General features: G+C 58.7%; 3 protein-coding genes. 1 reads left to right on the top strand and 2 read right to left on the bottom strand.

Annotation, left to right across the window (positions count from 1 at the left end):
- Window positions 1-292: DUF2288 domain-containing protein (locus GNZ12_RS29915; RefSeq protein ID WP_172315755.1), on the bottom strand; the 292-nt coding region annotated here is incomplete at its 3' end.
- Window positions 293-400: 108 nt separating this feature from the next.
- Between GNZ12_RS29915 and GNZ12_RS29910 the strand changes: the two genes are divergently transcribed.
- Window positions 401-1,129, top strand: a complete 729-nt coding sequence (locus GNZ12_RS29910) for a pentapeptide repeat-containing protein (protein ID WP_172315754.1) — start codon at window positions 401-403, stop codon at window positions 1,127-1,129.
- A 480-nt stretch (window positions 1,130-1,609) separates the two neighbouring features.
- Here the strand turns inward: GNZ12_RS29910 and GNZ12_RS43970 are convergent.
- The coding region (locus GNZ12_RS43970) for a hypothetical protein (protein ID WP_216673420.1) at window positions 1,610-1,861 on the bottom strand (252 nt) is incomplete at its 5' end.

The raw sequence follows: 1,861 nt of genomic DNA, 5'->3' as shown, positions 1-1,861 counted from the left end.
CGCACACCCATGGTGAGACGACCACCGCCCACAGATCCGGGTCGCGCGCGGCGAAGTCGGCGGCGGTTTCCGCCTGCACGCGGTCGACGAGGCCGGAAGAGAGCCACTGCGTGACCTGGGTGGCGTCGTCGCTGGCGATGGCTTCGGCGACGCTCACCAGATCGATGTCGCGCGCGACGCGCAGCAACATGCCGCGCGCGAAAAAGCGTTCGAGTTCGGTCCAGCCGATTTTGGCGGTTTCGGCGAGCAGCTTGGCGTACAGCGGGCTATGAGTGGCGTCGTTGGAAGTCATCGTGAGCGGGTTCTGACGGGGCCGTTACTATAAACCATCGGCGCGGACCGCCAGGGCGGCGCGCGTTCCGGTACGCTTAGCGTTTTTCGAAATTCATTCTGAACCTTCATGTCACTGGATTCAACGGCGCCGGCTTCGGGCGCACAAGCTCACGTGGTGGCCGACGCCACGCTCACGCGCTCCGACGTGGAGCGCCTCATCGCGACGAGCATGGCGGGAAATAAAGAGCCGCTCCATTTCACCGACTGCGATTTCGAAGGCACCGATCTGTCGCGACTCGATCTGCGCGGCGCGGAGTTTCATCGCTGCACGATCGTCGAGACGTCGTTTTTCGGCGCGATGCTGTCGCACACCCGCTGGGTCCGTTGCCGCGGCCGCGAGGCGGATTTCGCGTCGGCTGATCTGGTCGACGCGGCGTTCCAGTCGAGCGATCTGAACAATACGAGTTGGCGGCGCGCCAAGCTTGCCTCAGCGTCGTTTCACAGCTGCAAGCTGACTGGCGCCAATTTCGAAGCTTGCACGACGCTCGGGTTGAGCTTCGTCGAGACGTTGCTGGTGGGCGCGCATTTGCGCGGCCTGTCGTTTCGCAAGGCCATTCTGCAGCAACTCGATTTCTCCGATGCCGATCTGGCCGGGGTCGATTTCCGCGAGGCAATCTTCGATGGCGGGAGTCTGAAGGATGCACATCTGAAGGGCGCGCGGTTCGAAGGCGCGGACCTGCGCGAGGCCGATCTGAGCGGCGTGCGGCTCGTCGATGCGGCGCTTTTCAAAGGCGCGACGATTTCGCACCAGCAGGCGGCGGTACTGGTGACCGAGCTGGGTTTGCGCGTCATGTGATCGCGGTTTTAGCTGGCCGATTTTTGGCCATTCGGCCAGCTTGAACGAATGGATGCATGGGCATATCATCGTATTTATCGGTTAATTGATGGTGCCGGTTTTCAACTTCGCAATTTGTCGGTGGATTTGAAGATTTTTAATGTATTCGTCAATCGCGAATTTGTTGTGAAGAAATGCAATTGTTTATTCGCGCTGTTCAATATCCACTAATACATCAGTATGGTGCGTTGGCGCACTAAAGCTTCGCATTGTGTAAAGCGTCCGGATCATACTGGGCGCGGTTAGCGGAAATCGGCCAAAGGGCTTTCGTCAGGCTTTTCCAGCGGCGTGCAGGCAGGTGATTGATTCATAAGGCATTGCGAACAGATCACGGCTTCTGATTCGCCGTTTGTATGGTGTTTCGTGCGGGACAGATACAGGTATTTACCTCGCCTATTTCCGACATTTTCGCTTCACGTAATGCGGAATCCGTGCGTCGCGTCACATTGCCCGCGCAATTAATAGATTGCGCTTGCAAAAGCGGGTTGTTAGATTCGGTTCTGGCGCATGGTGAACCGGTCCTTTGCCGATATGCGCCGAACCCCCGTTAGCCCGGCCTCGAGCCGGGCTTTTTTTCGGTGCGCCGAGCATGCGCAACAGCTTGGGGGTGCAAGTCCCCTGCCCAACCTGATGGTGGTGAAGGGCTTCTATGAGGAGTGTCTTGTCAAGCGGTTTGACTAGGTGGTTGATGGC

The organism is Paraburkholderia solitsugae (assembly GCF_013177695.1).
In the GTDB taxonomy this organism is placed as follows: Bacteria; Pseudomonadota; Gammaproteobacteria; order Burkholderiales; family Burkholderiaceae; genus Paraburkholderia; species Paraburkholderia solitsugae.
This window is presented reverse-complemented; position numbering and strand designations above follow the sequence as displayed.